16 protein-coding genes are annotated in these 17906 nt (G+C 50.5%); 6 read left to right on the top strand and 10 right to left on the bottom strand.

Annotation, left to right across the window (positions count from 1 at the left end; translation table 11 throughout):
- The first annotated feature begins 35 nt into the window (after nt 1-35).
- The 4 genes from fdhD (at nt 36) to FEK50_RS16825 (ending at nt 6593) form a co-directional block, all read left to right on the top strand.
- Nucleotides 36-872, top strand: coding sequence for a formate dehydrogenase accessory sulfurtransferase FdhD (gene fdhD, locus FEK50_RS16810; RefSeq protein WP_131161458.1), 837 nt, complete (start codon nt 36-38; stop codon nt 870-872).
- 310 nt (nt 873-1182) lie between these two features.
- Nucleotides 1183-3018: an ATP-binding protein gene (locus FEK50_RS16815; RefSeq protein WP_131161459.1), complete on the top strand. Its 1836-nt coding sequence runs from the start codon at nt 1183-1185 to the stop codon at nt 3016-3018.
- 1 nt (nt 3019) lies between these two features.
- Nucleotides 3020-5326, top strand: a complete 2307-nt coding sequence (locus tag FEK50_RS16820; protein ID WP_131161460.1) for a tetratricopeptide repeat protein — start codon at nt 3020-3022, stop codon at nt 5324-5326.
- A gap of 211 nt (nt 5327-5537) precedes the next feature.
- The gene (locus tag FEK50_RS16825) at nt 5538-6593 is read left to right on the top strand and encodes a YiiG family protein (RefSeq protein WP_131161461.1); all 1056 of its coding nucleotides are present in this window, start codon (nt 5538-5540) and stop codon (nt 6591-6593) included.
- Between the two features lie 81 nt (nt 6594-6674).
- On the opposite strand, the gene araD is transcribed toward FEK50_RS16825, so the two are convergent.
- The 9 genes from araD to yiaK all read right to left on the bottom strand — a co-directional run bounded on the left by araD (nt 6675) and on the right by yiaK (nt 14730).
- Nucleotides 6675-7370: an L-ribulose-5-phosphate 4-epimerase gene (araD, locus tag FEK50_RS16830; RefSeq protein ID WP_131161462.1), complete on the bottom strand. Its 696-nt coding sequence runs from the start codon at nt 7368-7370 to the stop codon at nt 6675-6677.
- A complete protein-coding gene (locus FEK50_RS16835) occupies nt 7364-8224 on the bottom strand; it encodes an L-ribulose-5-phosphate 3-epimerase (protein ID WP_131161463.1) in 861 nt (286 codons plus the stop codon). The genes araD and FEK50_RS16835 overlap by 7 nt, the downstream gene beginning before the upstream one ends.
- A complete protein-coding gene (ulaD, locus tag FEK50_RS16840; protein ID WP_074518073.1) occupies nt 8217-8879 on the bottom strand; it encodes a 3-keto-L-gulonate-6-phosphate decarboxylase UlaD in 663 nt (220 codons plus the stop codon). The genes FEK50_RS16835 and ulaD overlap by 8 nt, the downstream gene beginning before the upstream one ends.
- Complete coding sequence (gene lyxK / locus FEK50_RS16845; RefSeq protein ID WP_131161464.1) at nt 8876-10372, bottom strand: L-xylulokinase; 1497 nt, start codon at nt 10370-10372, stop codon at nt 8876-8878. Before lyxK ends, ulaD begins: the two co-directional genes overlap by 4 nt.
- A 3-nt stretch (nt 10373-10375) precedes the next feature.
- Nucleotides 10376-11362: a 2,3-diketo-L-gulonate TRAP transporter substrate-binding protein YiaO gene (yiaO, locus tag FEK50_RS16850; protein WP_131161465.1), complete on the bottom strand. Its 987-nt coding sequence runs from the start codon at nt 11360-11362 to the stop codon at nt 10376-10378.
- Nucleotides 11363-11374: 12 nt separating this feature from the next.
- Nucleotides 11375-12652 carry a 2,3-diketo-L-gulonate TRAP transporter large permease YiaN gene (gene yiaN, locus FEK50_RS16855; protein ID WP_130258798.1) on the bottom strand — a complete coding sequence of 426 codons (1278 nt, stop codon included), beginning with the start codon at nt 12650-12652 and terminating at the stop codon, nt 11375-11377.
- A 2-nt stretch (nt 12653-12654) separates the two neighbouring features.
- The gene (gene yiaM, locus FEK50_RS16860) at nt 12655-13128 is read right to left on the bottom strand and encodes a 2,3-diketo-L-gulonate TRAP transporter small permease YiaM (protein WP_130210018.1); all 474 of its coding nucleotides are present in this window, start codon (nt 13126-13128) and stop codon (nt 12655-12657) included.
- 124 nt (nt 13129-13252) lie between these two features.
- Entirely contained in the window at nt 13253-13720 is a 468-nt protein-coding gene (locus FEK50_RS16865; RefSeq protein ID WP_131161466.1) for a YhcH/YjgK/YiaL family protein, read from the bottom strand.
- A gap of 11 nt (nt 13721-13731) precedes the next feature.
- Complete coding sequence (gene yiaK, locus FEK50_RS16870; RefSeq protein ID WP_131161467.1) at nt 13732-14730, bottom strand: 3-dehydro-L-gulonate 2-dehydrogenase; 999 nt, start codon at nt 14728-14730, stop codon at nt 13732-13734.
- 214 nt (nt 14731-14944) lie between these two features.
- Between yiaK and yiaJ the strand changes: the two genes are divergently transcribed.
- Nucleotides 14945-15778, top strand: coding sequence for an IclR family transcriptional regulator YiaJ (gene yiaJ / locus FEK50_RS16875; protein ID WP_130260105.1), 834 nt, complete (start codon nt 14945-14947; stop codon nt 15776-15778).
- Nucleotides 15779-15879: 101 nt separating this feature from the next.
- Nucleotides 15880-16353 (top strand): 4Fe-4S binding protein, encoded by a 474-nt coding sequence (locus FEK50_RS16880; protein ID WP_131161468.1) that lies wholly within the window; start codon nt 15880-15882, stop codon nt 16351-16353.
- Between the two features lie 141 nt (nt 16354-16494).
- Here FEK50_RS16880 and avtA read toward each other — a convergent pair whose 3' ends face one another.
- Nucleotides 16495-17748 (bottom strand): valine--pyruvate transaminase, encoded by a 1254-nt coding sequence (gene avtA / locus FEK50_RS16885; RefSeq protein WP_130210028.1) that lies wholly within the window; start codon nt 17746-17748, stop codon nt 16495-16497.
- Between the last annotated feature and the right edge of the window lie 158 nt (nt 17749-17906).

A 17906-nucleotide genomic window follows, 5' to 3' on the forward strand; every position in this document is an offset into this window, starting at 1 on the left:
TGTTGGTGTGTGTGTTCTTATCTGGTTAAGAGAAAGTGAAAAAAACACAGCAAAAAGAAACCAAAAATGTGACAAATATCACAGGTGTTCGTCAAATTGAGTTACGGCGGCGTGACGATTTACAACACCCACGGTTAGATGAGGTGGCGGAAGAAGTTCCCGTTGCGCTGGTCTACAACGGTATTTCGCATGTGGTGATGATGGCATCGCCCAAAGACCTTGAACTGTTTGCGCTCGGTTTTTCGCTTTCCGAAGGAATTATCGAAAGCCCACGCGATATCTTCGGCATGGATGTTGTTCCTTCCTGTAATGGTCTGGAAGTGCAAATCGAACTTTCCAGTCGCCGCTTTATGGGGTTGAAGGAGCGCCGCCGGGCGCTGGCGGGACGTACGGGCTGTGGCGTATGCGGCGTGGAGCAACTTAATGACATCGGAAAACCGGTGCAGCCGCTACCGTTCACCCAGACGTTTGATCTCAATAAACTGGATGATGCATTACGTCATCTCAATGATTTCCAGCCAGTGGGGCAACTGACTGGTTGTACTCACGCCGCCGCCTGGATGTTGCCATCTGGCGAACTGGTCGGCGGGCATGAAGACGTGGGTCGCCATGTGGCGCTGGATAAACTGCTGGGCCGCCGGGCGCAAGAAGGGGAAAGCTGGCAGCAAGGTGCGGTGCTGGTTTCCAGTCGTGCCAGTTATGAAATGGTGCAAAAGTCGGCGATGTGTGGCGTAGAGATTTTGTTTGCGGTGTCTGCCGCGACCACACTTGCCGTGGAAGTGGCCGAGCGCTGTAATCTGACGCTGGTGGGCTTTTGTAAACCGGGGCGGGCAACGGTTTATACGCATCCGCAGCGTTTGATTCATAATTAAAGAAATACCGCAATTCTGATTCTGGATTGCGGTTTTATTTTTCTATTAAATAATCCTCAATATATTATTCACCATTTAAATAATAATTTCACCACAATAAATTATCTCGTTAATTCCGGTTCATATCGATATACTCCAGTCGCATTAATCCTTTAAGAATTAATCATTATTTATATAAGACATTTTGTTTTAATCATCGCGTCAATAAATAAATGTTTCTGATGAATGAATGCAAATAACAAACCTTGCACCGGTTGTAAAAACAGCAATGTATTTTCAATAGTGGGTGATGGATTATGAGTATTGAAAAATGAGTACATTACAGTTACCTGGCAGTTCATATTCTACTGAAGTTAATTTAAACGGCTTAATTGAGGTGCTCAGTAAGCACCTTTACTCTACCCCCGTGGTCGCCGTGCGCGAGCTGGTGCAGAACGGACATGATGCGATTGTGCGCCGCAGGATTGAGCAGCCCGATGCGCCAAAGGATAACGCGATTCGTGTGGTGGCAGACGTGGCGAAGTCCACCATCACCATTACCGATACCGGCGCGGGTCTGACAGAAAGCGAAATTCACGGCTTCCTGGCAACAGTGGGCGTGGGTTATACCCGAATGTTGCGCCAGCAGGATGACAACACCGGTTTAATTGGTATGTTCGGCCTTGGTTTCTTGTCTGCATTTGTACTTGCAAAAGAGGTCACGGTGTTGACCACATCCTGGCAAACGCCGGATCAGAGCTGGAAATACCACTCTACTGACGGGCAAAAATATACCGTTACGCCGCATCAGTCCTCGGAAACGGGTACGCAGGTGATTCTGACGCTCAAAGAAGAGTACAGCCATCTGGCGAGTAACAATTTGCTGAACCGCGTTCTTTCCCGCTACTGCATATTGCTGCACGAACCGGTCTATGTCGGCGATGCCAGCGAGCCGGTAAATAAACTTCAACCACCGTGGCGTGAAGTTGCTCCCGAAGGCGTAACCATGCACCGCGCGCTGGTACAGCGTAAAAATCTCGCCTTTGCCGCGCAGTTTGAATCCTCCTTCGAACCGATTTGCACCATTCCGGTGGTGCCCGCGGGAATGAGCGACGCGGTCGGGATTTTATGGATTCAGGATGGCGCGACCTACGGCACCAGCGATAACCGCAACCTGTCGTTGTTTTTGCGCGGTATGTTACTGGATGATGAAGCGCGTGAATTGTTACCGCCCTGGGCCGGATTTATTGGCGGCGTGATTGAGTCATCGAAACTGACGCCGACGGCGAGCCGGGAAGATCTTCAGCGGGACGAAACCTGGGTCGCGGTGCAGGAGGCGTTAAAAGAGGCGCTGATCTCTGGTTTGTCCGATCTTGCACAAAACCAGCCAGAAATCTGGCGGCGTGTGTTAGCGCGCCATAACGAAGCGTTGCTGGGTGCGGCATTGTGTGATGACCGCCTGTTTGATTTGCTCAAAGATCGCTTGCAGGTGCCAACGTCAAAAGGCGCGCTGCTGGCGAAGGATTTACGCGTTAATAACAGCATCCATATTCTGTTAAGCCGCGACGGCGGTTTTGAAGAGATGTTGTTCCACATTCTGCAACGGCCCGTAGCCCGTGGCGATCGCTATGCGGTGGTGCCATTTTTACGCCGTTGGGCGCTGTTATATCACTGCCGGATTATCGAAGTCGGTACGCAAACAGGTAATGAGCAGTTGTTCAGCCTGGCGGAATTACCCGAAGAGCAGGTGGCTTATCTGGAAGAGCATCTTTGCGATGGCGAGCAATTAATTATCTCCCGCTTCGAACCAGCGGTTTTACCGCTCGTGGTCACGCCAGACCGTGAAGCAGAATTAAAACAAATTCTCGAACAGGATGACGCAGATAAACGCATCAGTACCGCAGCGTTAATGCTGGCGCGGCAATTTACCTCGCAAATCCAAAAAACGAAAACCTCAAGTCTGTATATTAATCTTAATAACCCCTGTGTCATGCAACTGGTGACGGCCTTACAACACCATCAACAGCCAGCGGCAGCATTACGGTTATTAAAATCGCTGAAAGTGATTTTGTGCTCCAGCGGCAATAAAGAACAGCAGTGGGATTTACATCAGGCACTGGAAGATTTTACTCAGGTTATTCCCGTTTTAATTAATCAAGGAAAATAAAATGGATATATGGGAGTGGTACCACAAATATACTAAGGAGTTGCGCGATGCCGGGCAGGAATATATTCCGCAACTTATCGATGATTATTCGGAAGGCGTTATGCACCTGCAAATGGAAAAGTGCGATTCGCTATTACCTGAAGTAAAAGCGCTTACCCAGGTGGCAAAAAATCCGTGGCTGGAGATTTTTATTGGTCACTGGGAAATGCGCCATCGTCTCACTAACCGCGAAGAAGGCGAAAAAGTACTGCCAGACGTGGTGGCGCTGTTTGAAAAAGCGCACCGGGAAGAGGCAAAAGATTGCCCACAATCTATTTGCGTTACCCAGGATTTATCCGCCTGCTACGAAAATATTGATGCACCTGGCTGGGCGAATGAACGCATGGCGGTGTGTGAAGAAACTATCGCGCGCATTGACCCGACCTGGAGCTGTTTTCAGTGTTTGTCCACTGAATATGCCAGTGCACTGATAGATTCCAAAAGGGCAGAAGAGGCATTGGCGTACCTGGATCGGCAAATCGACGCGGTTAAAGCATCCGGTGATGATGATATTGAAGCATTATTGAATACCCGTGCCGATATTTTGATTGAACTACAGCGCTACGATGAAGCACGCAAATTGATTGATGAACTGGCAGAAGAAAATGATTACTGGGGGCGCGACCGTATCAGTTATCAGTTGAAAAAACTGTATATCATGGCGTTGTGTGGACAGGACGAAGAAGTATGGGCAGAGTTGCCGCGCTGGGCTGATCTTACGCCTTTTTCGTGGGGGATTTGGATCAAGATTATCACTGCGCTACTGCCTCGCCATCCACAAAGAAATAACTGGCAACTGGCGCGCATCATCCAAAAAATGCTGGAGCACCGCTCACAGGCCGGGGCGCACCGCAAAGTGGTTGATCTGGCGAAACTGCAAATTACCCTGGCGCTGGAGCGTGAATCCGTCTGGGTTGCCAAAATAGCGATGAAACTGGCCCAGCGACACATGCCAAAATTACGCGCGTTACTGGGCGTCGATCGCGAATTTCTCGAACTGAGTGAAAAAATTGCCGCCAAAGAAGCAGAGTTGCTGGCTCGTCCGGTTGTAGAAGTACCTGAAAATAGCGATGAAGAAACGCAACCAGATCCAGAAAAAGACGTAGAAACATTCCGCCGCGCTTATCTGAACACGCCTGATGATGCGGAATTGCTGGGCAAGCTGGTCAATGCGTTAAACGCCTGCAATGCGATTGATGAATCGATTGAACTCCTGCAACGCTACGTTGAAAGCCATCTTCAGGAAGATAATGGACTTTGCTTCGATCTGTTGGATCTCTTGCTCCACCGTGACGATCTGCAAACTATCGAGCATCTGGCGAAGCAGTATGAACAGGCGGGGCTGCTACATATGGCCTTGTGGTTCCGCGCGCGAGTGATCAACCAACAGGAAGACTGGAGTGAACTGGAGTCGATTGGGCAACAGTTGCTGCAACACGAAAAAGGGCGTGAGTGGGTTGGCGTTTATCGCATGTGCTCCTGGGCAGCACAAAAACAGGAAGCCTGGGATCGACAACTGGATTATTTACAGCAATTGCAGCAACTGATGATTAGCCGTGAAGAAGATATTCGAAATCTCCAGTGGGATATCATGGCGACCGCCAGCATCCTGCAACAATGGGATTTGGTTCGTGCTATTGCTGCTGAACTGGAAATCGAACTCACGGAAGGCGAAGGTTTTATTGACGAAAAATGGGGGCTGTTAAACATCCGCTTCCGGGAAAATTATGAATACCGCTATTACTATGCTCAACGTATTGGGCCGGTAACAGCAAGGATCATTGAGCCAACTTACCGGACCGATTATCCGCAACATGTTGATGAAGTTGTGGTATTCGATGCAGAAATGTTGAACTCCCGACCAGAGGATGAGGAAGAGCAGAAGAATTTCACGCCACTTTATGCCTGCCTGCAAACCATTATTCCGACCGAATACGGCGAGTCCTGGTTCTGCGAAGGTGTCATGCCTGGTGAAGAACAGTTTAATGCCTTCCGTGAGGCGCTCCGCGAACGAAACTGGTACTACTGGAGCAACAGTAATGACGACTATACGTTAACCGATAGTCATCAGGGAGAAGGCGCTGATCCTCTGCCCGCGTTCTATTTTGTTATCAGTGCGCCGCGTTCAGTTTCTAAAGGTGATATCGATAAGACCTTGCACGAATTGACCGCTGACTGGGAACATCCGTTGTGCTGGTGGCGTCTTGCCAAAGAAGCCGGGGCGAATGAAGAGAAGCATGCCGCTATTGCCGAACGCTACGGGATGTAGTGCGTGATTAATGGCGGGGGGAGATGACACTCCCTCTCGCCAGGGTTGTGCCGTTAATTAAAATAAGTCCTGTGATTTAGAGATTAAATTACAGGACTCATTCATTTTGTGGATATTATAGATTTATTTATAAACAAAACACGCGTAGTGACATTTTCTTTTTTCCTTTATTATATTCACTCTCTTATCTATATATTTATAAGGCAATTAAATGAAAAGGAATTTATTATCTTCAGCTATTATTATCGCTATAATGGCCCTCGGTATCACTGGCTGTGATGATAAAAAAACTGAAACAGAAACTCCCCAGCCCGCCAATAGTCAACCTGCCGCACCAGCCCCTGAAGCGAAACCTACTGAAGCTCCCGTTGCAAAAGCAGAAGCTAAACCTGAAACGCCTGCGCAACCGGAGGTGGATGAACAAGCGGTTTTCGATGAAAAAATGGATGTCTATATCAAGTGCTATAACAAGTTACAGATCCCTGTACAGCGCAGTCTGGCGCGTTATGCTGACTGGCTGAAAGATTTTAAACAGGGACCAACGGGTAAAGAGAGTCATGTTTATGGCATCTACGGCATTAGTGAATCCAGTCTTTCTGAGTGTGAAAAAGGCGTGAAAAGTGTTGTGGCGTTAACGCCTGAGCTGCAACCTATTGATGGCGTAGCGTTGAATTATATTAATACCGCAGTCGCGCTGGGGAATACTATTAATGAAATGGATAAATATTACACCCAGGAAAATTATAAAGACGACGCATTTGCTAAAGCCAAAACGCTGCACCAGGCATTATTGAAAAATATCGAAGCCTTTGAACCGGTTGCGGAATCTTATCACTCGGCGATTCAGGAAATTAATGATAAGCGCCAGCTTGTGGAACTGAAAAATATTGAACAAAGAGAAGGGAAAACATTCCACTACTACTCTCTGGCTGCCATGATTTCAGCGAAACAAATTAATAACCTGATATCGCAAGAGAAGTTTGATGCAGAAGCGGCAATGAAGAAAGTGGCTGAACTTGAAACGCTGGTGGCGCAAGCCAAAGAAGTGAGTAAAGACAGTATGAATTCTCTCTTCACAGGGGCAGCAGACCGATATCAAATTGCATCTAAAAAATATGTTCGTCGTATCAGAGATAAAGTCCCGTATTCTGACTGGGATAAAAAGAAACTTCAGGACGCAAACACAAGCTGGATGGTCGAGGACTCATATCCGAAATCATTACAAGCTTATAATGAACTGGTCGGTAACTATAATCGCCTGCGTTAAACGTTTCTGATTTTTGTGCGCAATGTAATCGGGAGTATATCAATTCATAGTACCGGGGCGATGAAGCCCCGGCGTGAGAGATTATTGCCCGTAATAAGCATTGGCTCCATGCTTACGCAGGTAGTGCTTATCTAAGAGTTCGTTTTGCATGGCAGGAAGCTGCGGCGCGAGCTGGCGTGAGAACAGGCCCATATAGGCGCATTCTTCCAGCACTACGGCATTATGCACCGCATCGGCGGCGTTTTTACCCCATGCGAACGGACCGTGAGAATGCACCAGTACCGCCGGAATTTGTGCCGGACTCCTGCCACGTTCTTCGAAAGTTTCAATGATCACTTTGCCGGTCTGGTATTCATACTCGCCGTTGATCTCCTCTGCGGTCATCTGGCGTGTGCAGGGGATTGCACCATAAAAATAATCGGCGTGTGTGGTGCCCCAGGCGGGGAGATCCAGCCCGGCCTGTGACCAGATAGTGGCGTGGCGCGAGTGGGTATGCACAATGCCACCGATTTCTGCATATCGACGGTAGAGCGCCAGATGCGTTGGTGTGTCGGACGAGGGCTTTTTGCTGCCTTCCACCACCTTACCGCTGGCGATCTCAACCACTACCATATCGTCAGCGGTCATCACGTCGTACTCGACACCGGAAGGCTTGATTACCATCCATTGCCGCGTTTCGTCTACCGCGCTGACATTGCCCCAGGTGAACGTCACCAGATGGTGAGCGGGAAGTGCCAGATTCGCCGCCAGCACGTCGGCTTTCAGTTGCTCTAACATGTAAATCCCGCCTCCTGCATACGCGCTTCAATCCAGCGCCGCGCCTGAATAATCTCCAGCACCGGCTCTTTGGCTTTTTCGGTCCACATCTCAATCAGAAATGATCCGCGATAGTTCAGCTCATGCAGCGTTTTGAAGATGCCAACAAAATCGACACAGCCTTCGCCAAACGGCACGTCGCGGAACTGTCCGGGGCTTTGCTCGGTAACGGGTTGAGTGTCTTTCAGGTGGATTGCGGCAATACGGTCAATGCCCAGTTTTAGTTCAGCGGGAACATCATTGCCCCAGGCACTGAGGTTGCCGACGTCCGGGTAGACGGTGAACCACGGCGAGGCGAGCATCTCGTCCCATTTTTTCCATTTGCTGATGGAGTTCATAAACGCGGTGTCCATAATCTCCACCGCCAGCATCACTTGCGCGGCAGCAGCCTGTTCGACCGCCCACGCCAGCCCTTCAGCAAAGCGTTGCTGCGTGCCTTCGTCATGGTCTTCGTAATAGACGTCGTAACCAGCCAGTTGAATGGTGCGAATGCCGAGATCGCGCGCCAGGCGAATCGCTTTACTCATGATTTCCCGCGCCCGTTCGCGCACCGCCTCGTCCCGGCTGCCAAAAGGAAAACGGCGATGGGCAGACAGACACATTGACGGAATAGCAACGCCCGTTTCGATCATCGCGGTGACCAGTGAGGCACGTTGTGCGGCGCTCCAGTCAAGACGTGAAAGCCGTTTGTCGGTTTCATCCACTGACATTTCGACAAAATCAAAGCCGCAGCTTTTTGCCAGCACCAGCCGCTCCGGCCAGGAGAGATCTTTCGCCAGCGCTTTTTCATAAATCCCTAACGGATGATTACGCACGCGCGCCTCCCCAGATAGCATCGATTTGCGCATGGAAATCGCCAGCCACCTGCGCCGGATTTGCTGCGCCCGCCAGCGCCCGCCCGGCAATAAACGCCTTCACGCGGATATCTTTAAACAGCGGCAGGTCAGCAGGGGTAATCCCGCCAGTAATGGAAAGCTCAAGGCCGATATCGGAAAGCGCTTTCATGCGTGCCAGATCGGCTTCGCCCCACTGTTGCCCGCTGGCCTGTGCATCACGACCACGATGATAAATGGCCTGCCGCACGCCAATACGATGCCAGTCACGGGCGTCGTCCAGTGTCCAGTTACCAAACAGCTCTATCTGGATTTCACCGCCGCAGCGTTGCGCCATCGCGTGGCCTTTTTCTACCGTGGCGAGCGGCGCGGCGCAGATGATGGTCATCCAGTTAGCGCCTGCGCCAAAAGCCTGTTGCGCGAGCGTTTCACCGGCGTCGGCGACCTTCCAGTCAGCAACGATGATTTTGTCCGGGCACTGTTCGCGCAAGGCTTTCACCGCGGCAAGCCCTTCGTTTAAACAGAGAATGGTGCCCGCTTCGACGATATCGACGCTGTCTTTTAACAGCGTAACGTCGCGCTGTGCGGCCTCAAGTGATGAGTGGTCGAGGGCCAGTTGCAGAAGTGGTCTGCTCATAATGTGTGCTCCTTAACGCGGGCGTGAAAGCCCTGAAGTGCGGCAATGAGATGCTGATAGCGTTGATATTTTTGTTGGTAAAGTTGATGCGCGGTCATATCCGGCAGCAGGGTGCGTACCGGGTGCTGTAAGTCACGTTGGGCTTCGCTGAAATCGCGATAAACCCCGGTGCCGACGCGGGCGGCAAGCGCCGCGCCAAAACAGCCGGTTTCTTCCACCTGCGGCAGCTCGATACGCAGACCGCTGACGTCCGCCAGCATTTGCATCCAGACATCGGAGTGCGCCGGACCGCCAGTGACGCGCAGGGTGTGAATATCAGTAAAACGTTCGCGCATCCGGTTGAGATGGGTCATATGGCTGAACACCACGCCTTCATAGATGGCCTGCAACAGATGCGCGCGGGTGTGAATGGCCTGCATCCCGTAGAAACCGCTGGTCATCTCGAGTCCGGCGTTGCTGCCGTACAGGAACGGCAGGAAAAAGAGATCGCCACTGGCTTTCGGCAAGCTGGCAACCGCCCGATTAATCTCATCGAACGAGATTTCTCCCCACTGCGCGGTAAACCATTCGAGATTGCCGGAAGAGGTGGGGCTGGCTTCGTGAACGATAAATTCACCGTCATTAACGTAGCGGCCATAGACATACGGATGCGCTTCACCGTCACCTAAACCGCTGGTTATGCCGCTGGTCACCGCCCAGGTGCCCATCACCGCATTGAGGGTAAATTCGTCTTCGATCCCGGCGCAGAGTGCGGTAGAAACCACATCAAACAGACCGCCGACAACGGGCGTACCCGCTTTCAGACCGGTCAATGCGGCTGTCCGAGCGGTGATTTCCCCGCAGATTTCGGCAGATCCCACAACAGGTGGCAGGGCGTGGTTGATTTCACCGATCCCCAGCCAGTCGGTGAGACACGGGTCATATTTCCCAAGACTCATGTTGTAAAGATTGGACTCGGAAATATTGCTCTCTTCGCAGCCTTTCACGCTAGTTAAACACCAGCGCAGGTAGTCGTGCGTCATCATCACGCAGCCAATTTGCGTGTAGCGTTCCGGTTCGTGCGCTTTCAACCAGCGTAACAATGACACCGGATGCCCGGTCCATAAGGTCTGTCTGGTCAATGGGTAGAGTTTTTCCGGGATGCCATCTTCCTGCCAGCGACGAACGATTTCCATCGCCCGGCGATCCGAGGACAAAATAGCATTACCGAGCGGCTTGTTGTTTTTATCCAGTAAAAACAAGCCTTTTCCCTGAGCGGAGATACCGATGCCGACAATTTGTTCCCCGCTGACGCCGGAATGGGTAAGCAGGGCGCGAATGACAGCAGTGCAGCATTGCCACAGTTCTGCCATATCGCGCTCTGCCCAGCCTGGCTGCGGGCTTAATGCGCATAGCGGCAGGCGCTGCACGCCTGCCTCCCGGCCTTCGCGGTCATACAGCCCGGCTTTCAGCCAGCTACCGCCACAATCTAACCCCAGCCAGTATTGCGTCATGGTTTATTGCACCTCATCCACGGCTTTCAGCAGATCGGCACCCTGCGGAACATCTTTAACAAACATGTCGCGGACCTGAGTACCCAGTGCGTCGCTAAAGGCTTTGCGATCGAGATCGGTAATAACTTCAACGCCAGCCGCTTTCATGCCATCGATGATTTTTTGCTGATTTTCGGCGACCAGTTTGCGCTGGTAATTACCCGCTTCTTGCGCGGATGAGATAAGCACTTGCTGGAACTCCGGGCTTAAGCCATCAAACTTCGCTTTGTTGATTACCACCAGAAGCGGTGAATAGGCGTGATGTGTCAGAGAAAGATACTTCTGCACTTCATAAAATTTTGCCGACCAGACGACGTTGATCGGATGCTCCTGGGCGTCGATGGTGCGGGTTTCCAGCCCGGTATAGACTTCGGCAAACGGCATCGGGATCGGGTTAGCGCCAAAGACTTTGAATGCTGCGATATTCATCGGGCTATTGTTGGTGCGGATTTTCAGCCCTTTCAGGTCGGCAGGCGTTTTAACCGGTGCGCGCGAGTTGGTGACATCGCGCCAGCCGTTTTCCCAGTAGGCCAGTACTTTCAGTCCTTTACCTTCAAGGGAGGCTTTCAGGTCATCACCGACTTTACCATCAAGCGTTTTATGCGCATGGGCGGTGTCGCGGAACAGGAAAGGAACGTCGAGCAGGTTCATCACCGGCGACAACCCGGCGAAGTTATTCGAGCCGGACATCTCCATATCAATAGTGCCGCCGCGCACGCCGCTAATCATCGCCTGTGCGTTACCGAGAGTGCTGTCCGGGAACAGTTTTAATTTCAGTTCGCCTTTGGTTCTCTCCTGTAATAATTCATTGAATTTTTTCGCCGCAATATGTTGTGAATCGGTTTGTGAGGTTTCATAACCGAAACGTAATGATTGCGCCGCCAGTGAAGATGTACTGAATGCAGCCAGGCCAGCAATGAATAATGCGTAGGTTACAGAGCGTAATTTCATAATATTTTCCTTTTAATTAATCCATTTCGAAGGGAGGATGATGAGATCGGGAATAAAAATAAATGCGGCTAATAAAGAATATAAAACCAATACGTAAGGGAAAACGCCTCTGACTGCATCATCAAATTTTAATCTCGCCACACCTGAAATAACGTTAAGTACATTACCTATGGGGGGTGTAATTAAGCCGATTGAACAGTTGATGATAAACATGACACCGAAATAAATCGGATCAATGCCAGCCTCTTTAACTAAAGGCATTAATACCGGAGTGAGAATTAACACGGTTGGTGTTAAATCCATAACCATGCCGACGATCAAAATTGCCAGCATAATCACGATAAACAACAAACGTGGTGAATCGACCAACGGTTGCAGTAAATCAGAAACCATCATCGGCAGTTCAGCAATGGTAATCAGCCAGGCGGAAACTTGTGCCGAGGCCACCAGAAACATGACCACAGAGGTCGTTTTCGCCGCGCCAATTAGCACATGCCAAAGTGTGGCGAAGGTCATTTCACGGTAAATAACTGTGGCGACAAACAACGCATAGAAAGCAGCAACGGCCCCGGCTTCGGTAGGAGTAAACAGACCGGAGCGAAAACCCCCAATAATGATGACCGGAAGAAACAGCGCCCAGATACCGGAGACAAAAGAGTGCCAGATTTCCTGCATTGTCGCTTTTTGCTGGCGGGGTAAATTAAGACGACTGGCCTGCCACCACCAGGTGAGCATCAGCGTTGCGCCCATCATAATGCCTGGGGCAATTCCTGCCATAAACAGTTTGCTGATGGACAAACCACTGGAAACGCCAAAAATAATAAATGGAATGGAAGGTGGAATAATGGGAGCGATAATCCCGCCTGAGGCAATTAGCCCCGCGGCCCGGTTGACCGGGTAGTTGGCGCTGCGCATCATCGGCACTAATAGCGCGGCAACGGCGGCGGTATCCGCAACGGCAGAACCGGAAAGACTTGCCATAATCATTGCCGCCAGAACACCCACGTAGCCCAACCCGCCAGGTTTATGCCCAACCAGTTTCATCGGCAGGTCAACAATGCGTTTTGACAAGCCGCCCGCATTCATGATTTCACCCGCCAGCACAAAGAATGGTATCGCCAGCAGGGAGAAACTGTCGGCTCCGTTCACCAGCGTTTGTGCCATGATCTGGACATCAAACATCTCCAGCCAGAACATTAACGCTGCGCCACATAACAAAAGTGCCCAGGCAATAGGCAAACCGATAGCAATGCCACCCAACAGGCAGCCCAGAAAAATCAGCACAGCCATGATTAAGCTCCTTGCGGTGGTGGCGTAACAGAATCGCTGCGCGAGATGAGTTGATATAAATGACGCAGTTCAAAGAAAGCGATAACAAGGCTGGTGGGCAGGCAAGCGGCATACATCAGGCCGATGGGCAAACCGAGGATCGGTGAATAATCGCTCCAGTCCTGAATTGTTTTTAGCGTTGCGCCCCAGGCCAGTGCACCACAAATAAATAAGATTAAGGAATGGGTGACCAGAGCGACTCGTCGCTGCCATGCGGGAGAGAGTTTCTCTACCAGAAAGGTGACCTGAACGTGGGCGTTATCCATAAAAGCCACAATTGCGCCAATAAATGTTAACCAGACAAATAAATAACGCGATAATTCATCTACAGATAAAATACTTGTCTGAAAACCATATCTTAAAATAATATTTACAAACACAATACAGGAGAGCACGGCGAGATTAATCGCCAGTATTGCTTCAAGTATTTTCTTCATAGCTATTCCTTTAGGCTATACCCGTCATACTTCAGATTGCATGTGATGCGATTTGAAATATTTAGGGTATATATATTTAGCGCAATGACATTACCTTGTCGTTCTGGCGTAGAAGAGTCTTCGGTTAATCCAGCGCCGTTAATGCGACCTTAACCACAACTTTTCGTATCTCAGAGGCTGCTTCCAGAATACAACCTGGTCGATGAACATCCTGAGGGAAGAAAATAGCGTAACTGCCGGGCGTCATTTGAATAAATGATTCTTTTTCACAATGGTGATAAAAAATAATATCGCGCTGTTCTAATAGGGATTCGCTGACTTTATTATTTCCGGTATCAATAGCAATGCCGATTTTCTCTTCGCCCCATGCCAGATATTGAATATCAATATAGCGACGATGTACTTCTGGGCGATTTTCCTCCACCTGGCGCGTCGTTAAGTCGATAATTTGCGCAAAAATATTCTTGCCGTCGATTTCGACAACGCCCGGTTCCAGGGCGTTGAAGTCGGTAGCGCGCAGAAAATCGAGCGCCTTTTCAATGGCAGCGGGTAAACGGCACGGATTAGGCTGCGTGATATGTCCAGATATCATGGTCTATCTCCTTATAACGCCTGAATTTTTGCCCATACGCTGTCGTCAACGGTAATACCGTTACGGCGGTTTTCTGCCAGCAAAGTAGTAAATTCGTGTCCGGGTAAACGAATAGCCTGGTTTTCGTCAGCGCGTTCGGCGGTGGTAACGTAATCCATGATGCGTTGCAGCTTGGCGTCGCGGGTGGCGCCGTCGATCAATTTATCCACTTCAATGGCAATAAAGATTTGTGAAACACCGTATTCGTCGCTGTTATCCTCGGTGACTTCAGCAACCGATGCGCCATCAGAAAGGAGAGTAGCGATCATATCCAGCACAATCGACATGCCCGAACCTTTCCAGTAGCCCATCGGCAAAATGCGGCGATTTTTCTCGATAACGCCAGGTTCTTTGGTCAAATTGCCCTCATCATCAAAGCCACCATCTACCGGGAGCTGACGACCTGCCAGGCGGTTAACTTCTAACATGCCGTAGGAAAACATCGACATCGACATATCGACCATCGTAATGGGTGAGGAAGGAATGGCTACGATCAGCGGGTTAGTGCCGATGCGACACTCTTTTGCGCCCCACGGCGGCATCACGGCGATGGAGTTGGTCCAGCAAATGCCAATATAGCCTTTTTCCGCCGCCTGCCAGCCGTAGCTGCCGCCGCGCATCCAGTGATTGGCGTTACGTAACGCCACCAGGCCAATTCCGTGACTGGCAGCCAGTTCGATGGCGCGATCCATCATCTTTTTCGCCGTCAGGTTGCCGATTGAGCGCTGAGCGTCCCACTGCTCAATCGCACCGAGGCTGGTCACGCGTTTGGGTTGGGCGTCAGGAATGATATCGCCGTTATCCAGTTGTTGAATGAAACGGGGGAAACGATTTACACCGTGGGAATAAACGCCGGACTCGGTGGTGCGGGCGAACATTTCCGCGCAGGCATCGGCAGTTTCGCTGCCAACGCCACGTGAAATTAAGACCTGATTAAAGGCCGCTTTTAACTGCTCAAATGTCACTTTCATCCCTGGCTTCCTTGTTTTTTTGAACGCTTTTTTAGCTTAAAATTCCACTATGCGAAATTTGATTTCAAATATATCGATCGCTTTTTAACAAAGCAATCCGCGCCATGATTTTCAAAAATCATATAAATCAAAATGTTATAAATTATCTGTCGAGATCGTGAACTACGACACACTTTGCGCTACCATCAGGACGCGACAAAATGGGGAAAAAGCGATGGGAAAAAATGAGAACGAGATGGCACAGGAAAAAGAGCGTCCAGCCGGAAGTCAGAGCCTGTTTCGTGGGTTGATGCTGATTGAGATTTTGAGTAACTATCCAAACGGTTGCCCACTGGCGCATCTCTCAGAACTGGCAGGTTTAAACAAAAGTACCGTCCATCGTTTATTGCAGGGATTACAGTCCTGTGGCTATGTGACCACCGCGCCTGCCGCAGGGAGTTACCGCCTGACCACCAAATTTATTGCCGTCGGTCAAAAGGCCTTGTCTTCGCTGAATATCATTCATATCGCAGCCCCGCATCTTGAGACGCTCAACATCGCCACCGGCGAAACCATTAATTTCTCCAGTCGCGAAGATGATCACGCTATTTTGATTTATAAACTGGAACCCACCACGGGTATGCTGCGTACTCGCGCCTATATTGGTCAGCATATGCCGCTCTACTGTTCCGCAATGGGCAAGGTCTACATGGCGTTTGGTCACCCGGACTACGTGAAGTCGTACTGGGAAAGCCATCAGAATGAAATCCAGCCGTTAACCCGCAATACCATTACCGAGTTACCTGCGATGTTCGACGAACTGGCGCACATTCGTGAAAGCGGAGTAGCGATGGACAGAGAAGAAAATGAGCTCGGTGTCTCCTGTATTGCTGTTCCGGTATTTGATATTCATCGACGGGTGCCGTATGCCGTGTCGATTTCGCTTTCGACATCACGGTTGAAACAGGTAGGGGAGAAGAATCTTCTGAAACCACTGCGTGAAACCGCTCAGGCCATCTCTAATGAACTGGGATTTACTGTCAGAGACGACCAGAGTGCAATCACATAAAGCTTTAGACAGGTGACAAAACTTTAACATTTCCTTCGTTGGATCAAAGCAGTAGAGGGGTGCTCTCTGGCACTCTGCTGTTTTAGTGCAAAGGAGTGATCATGAACCGGTTTATTATTGCGGATGCGACGAAATGTATCGGTTGCCGTACCTGTGAAGTGGCTTGCGCGGTGTCGCATCAGGAAAATCAGGATTGCTCTGCGTTGTCGCCGGGCGAGTTTATTTCGCGAATTCGAGTCATCAAAGACCATACCTGGACCACTGCAGTAGCCTGTCATCAGTGTGAAGATGCTCCGTGTGCGAATGTCTGCCCAGTGGAGGCGATTCGCCGCGAACATGGGCATATCTTTGTTGAACAATCACGTTGTATTGGCTGTAAAAGTTGTATGCTGTCTTGCCCGTTTGGTGCGATGGAGGTGGTTTCGGCGCGCAAAAAGGCGAGGGCGATTAAGTGCGATCTGTGCTGGCATCGGGCGACGGGACCGGCCTGTGTTGAAGCCTGCCCGACACAGGCGTTGCAATGTATGGATGTCGAGAAAATCCAGCGTCAGCGGCTACAGCAGCAGCCTGTTTGAAACGTTTTTCCGGCGTTATTCAACGCCGGAATTGTGCGCTTTGTTTATGCCGGATGCGGCGTAAACGCCTTATCCGACCTACAAATTCAATTGATTGCAGAAATTATGTAGGTCTGATAAGCGCAGCGCATCAGGCAATTTTTAATGGCTTTCAGCCCAGGCGCGTTCAATCTCTTCCGCCAGAATCTTCACACCCGCCTCAATTTTCTCCGGCTCTGGTACGTAGTTCATGCGCATACATTGATGTGTATGCGGCCACGGTTTATCCAGCCCTGGGAAGAAGTTGTGGCCCGGCACCATCAGCACGCCGCGCGCTTTCAGGCGCTGATAGAGCTGCTCGGTGGTAATCGGCAAATCCTTAAACCATAACCAGAGGAATATTGCCCCTTCGGGTTTATGAATCAGGCAGCGATCTTCCGGTAAATAGCGGCGAATGATAGCGATAGTCTCCTGAACACGCTGGTAATAGAACGGCTTGATGACCGTTTCTGACAGGCGCAGTAGATCGTTACGCTTAATCATTTCACACATTATCGCCGGACCAATGCCGCCAGGCGCGAGGCTGATAATGCCGTTCATATTGGTGATGGCGGTGATGATTTTTTCATTGGCGATGATAATGCCGCAGCGCGAACCTGGCAGACCCAGCTTGGAAAGGCTCATGCATAGCACGATATTCGGATTCCACAGCGGGCGCGCTTCGCTAAAGATGATGCCCGGGAACGGGACGCCATAGGCGTTATCAATCACCAGCGGGATCCCGTGCTGATTCGCCAGCGCATCCAGCTTCAGCAACTCTTCATCGGTTATCACATTACCTGTTGGGTTCGTCGGTCGCGAGACGCAAATCATCCCCGTCTCTTCGCCAATGCGCAGATGTTCGAAATCGACGTGATATTTAAACTGGCCCTCTGGCAGTAGTTCGATATTCGGACGCGTAGAGACAAACAGATCCTCTTCCAGCCCGGCATCCGCGTAGCCAATGTATTCCGGTGCCAACGGGAACAGCACTTTTTTGATCCGGCCATCGGCACGGCGTCCGGCAAACAGGTTAAATAAGTAGAAAAACGCGCTCTGGCTACCGTTTGTTAGTGCAATATTCTGTGGTTCGATATCCCAACCCAGCTTCTCGCGTAACATACCGGAAAGCAGAGACAGCAGCTCCGTTTTCCCCTGTGGCCCATCGTAATTGCACAGCGCATCAGTGGCTTTGCCACTTTCCAGCATGTCGGTTAGCAGCGTCTGGAAATAGTCCTGCATTTCCGGGATCTGCGCCGGATTGCCGCCGCCAAGCATAATTGCGCCGGGGGTGCGTAAACCGTCGTTCAGATCTTCCATCAGCAGCGTAATGCCGGAGTGGCGGGTAAATTTGTCACCAAAAAGGGAGAATGTCATAGCGGGATATCTGTCGAACTCTGTAGCAAGGAAGGTAACAATAACGCTACATTTGCCAGGGTGCAAATCACGCTGTTGACGGTGGATTGACACTTTATGCTGTGGTTTTCGGTTAGGATGGTATCTTAGTCTGTGTGGCTTCCCGACGTACTGCCGCA

Origin of the sequence: Escherichia sp. E2586 (genome assembly GCF_005781105.1) — a bacterium.
Taxonomy (GTDB): Bacteria; Pseudomonadota; Gammaproteobacteria; order Enterobacterales; family Enterobacteriaceae; genus Escherichia.

Excerpts from the sequence above, each read along its gene's own strand:
- yiaN (WP_130258798.1), bottom strand. The coding sequence starts at position 12,652 with ATGGCTGTGCTGATTTTTCTGGGCTGCCTGTTGGGTGGCATTGCTATC.
- yiaO (WP_131161465.1), bottom strand. The coding sequence starts at position 11,362 with ATGAAATTACGCTCTGTAACCTACGCATTATTCATTGCTGGCCTGGCT.
- yiaJ (WP_130260105.1), top strand. The coding sequence starts at position 14,945 with ATGGGAAAAAATGAGAACGAGATGGCACAGGAAAAAGAGCGTCCAGCC.
- lyxK (WP_131161464.1), bottom strand. The coding sequence starts at position 10,372 with ATGACGCAATACTGGCTGGGGTTAGATTGTGGCGGTAGCTGGCTGAAA.
- FEK50_RS16865 (WP_131161466.1), bottom strand. The coding sequence starts at position 13,720 with ATGATATCTGGACATATCACGCAGCCTAATCCGTGCCGTTTACCCGCT.
- ulaD (WP_074518073.1), bottom strand. The coding sequence starts at position 8,879 with ATGAGCAGACCACTTCTGCAACTGGCCCTCGACCACTCATCACTTGAG.
- yiaM (WP_130210018.1), bottom strand. The coding sequence starts at position 13,128 with ATGAAGAAAATACTTGAAGCAATACTGGCGATTAATCTCGCCGTGCTC.
- araD (WP_131161462.1), bottom strand. The coding sequence starts at position 7,370 with ATGTTAGAGCAACTGAAAGCCGACGTGCTGGCGGCGAATCTGGCACTT.
- yiaK (WP_131161467.1), bottom strand. The coding sequence starts at position 14,730 with ATGAAAGTGACATTTGAGCAGTTAAAAGCGGCCTTTAATCAGGTCTTA.
- FEK50_RS16825 (WP_131161461.1), top strand. The coding sequence starts at position 5,538 with ATGAAAAGGAATTTATTATCTTCAGCTATTATTATCGCTATAATGGCC.
- FEK50_RS16820 (WP_131161460.1), top strand. The coding sequence starts at position 3,020 with ATGGATATATGGGAGTGGTACCACAAATATACTAAGGAGTTGCGCGAT.
- FEK50_RS16815 (WP_131161459.1), top strand. The coding sequence starts at position 1,183 with ATGAGTACATTACAGTTACCTGGCAGTTCATATTCTACTGAAGTTAAT.
- avtA (WP_130210028.1), bottom strand. The coding sequence starts at position 17,748 with ATGACATTCTCCCTTTTTGGTGACAAATTTACCCGCCACTCCGGCATT.
- FEK50_RS16880 (WP_131161468.1), top strand. The coding sequence starts at position 15,880 with ATGAACCGGTTTATTATTGCGGATGCGACGAAATGTATCGGTTGCCGT.